Annotated in this window: 2 protein-coding genes; both read right to left on the bottom strand. The window is 70.8% G+C overall.

Annotated features, from left to right (window positions below; genetic code table 11):
- Window positions 1-849: PLP-dependent transferase (locus ACIRS4_RS37725; RefSeq protein ID WP_404204714.1), on the bottom strand; the 849-nt coding region annotated here is incomplete at its 3' end.
- Window positions 850-875: 26 nt separating this feature from the next.
- Window positions 876-1,218 (bottom strand): OsmC family protein (locus ACIRS4_RS37720; RefSeq protein WP_404204712.1); only part of this gene is annotated, 343 nt, incomplete at its 5' end.

The following is a 1,218-nucleotide window of genomic DNA, read 5'->3' as shown; positions in this document are numbered from 1 at the left end:
GATTGCCGAACCCAGATCGCGCAACAGCTGCACCCGCGCCTTGAGCGCGTAGGCGGGCGCGCCCAGGTCGGCGTAGACGACGCCGTGGTAGCTGGGATCGGGTTCGGTGAAGCCCGCGAATCGTCCACCGCGCCAGTCGAAGGTGCCGCCGTCCACGATCACGCCCGCGACGGCCGCACCGTGGCCGCCCAGGTACTTGGTCGCCGAGTGCACGACGATGTCCGCGCCGTGCGCGAACGGCTGGATGAGGTACGGGGTGGCGACGGTGTTGTCGACGATGAGCGGAATCCCCGACCCGTGCGCGACCTCCGCGATCCCGGGGATGTCGAGCAGGTGGTTCTGCGGATTGGACACCGTCTCGCCGAAGAACGCCTTGGTGTTCGGCCGGATCGCCGCCCGCCACTGCTCGAGATCGTCCGGATCCTCGACGAAGCTCACCTCGATGCCCAGCTTCGGCAGCGTGTACCGGAACAGGTTGTAGGTGCCGCCGTACAGCCGCGGGCTGGACACGATGTGATCCCCGGCGCCCGCCAGGTTCAGGATCGCGAAGGTCTCCGCCGCCTGGCCCGACGCCAGCAGCAGGGCGGCCACGCCACCCTCGAGCGCCGCGATCCGCTGCTCCACCGCGTCCTGGGTGGGGTTCATGATCCGCGTGTAGATATTGCCCGGCTCGGCGAGCCCGAACAGCGCGGCCGCGTGGTCGGTGTCGCGGAACGCGTACGACGTGGTCTGGTAGATCGGCAGCGCGCGGGCGCCGGTCGTGGTGTCGGGCTGCTGCCCGGCGTGGATCTGCTTGGTCTCGAAACTCCAGGTGGCGCTGGGGTCTTCGGGCAGGACGGACTCGGTCATCGGGGCCTCCGGTGGGTGGGGTGCTGCTACTGGGTGACGAGGGTGGTCTCGACCGGGGTGCGGCCGGTGGTGAGGTCCAGGACCGGGCAGTGCTCGTCGACGGCCCGCTGCAGCTCGGCGTAGCGCGCGGCGGATTCGGGGCCGCCGACCCGGACGGTGACGCGGACCGCCTGGAAGCCGGGCCGGACCGTGTCGTCCAGGCCGAAGAAGCCGCGCACGTCGAGATCGCCCTCGGCCTCGATGGCCAGGTCGTCGATGGTGATGCCGAGGCGCTGGGCCCAGAACCGGTAGGTCACCACCTGGCAGGCGATCAGCGAGGCCAGGTGCACCTCCACCGGATTGGGCGCGGATCCCTCGCCGCCCAGCGCG

Origin of the sequence: Streptomyces sp. NPDC101166 (assembly GCF_044768125.1) — a bacterium.
Classification (GTDB): domain Bacteria; phylum Actinomycetota; class Actinomycetes; order Streptomycetales; family Streptomycetaceae; genus Streptomyces.
This window is presented reverse-complemented; position numbering and strand designations above follow the sequence as displayed.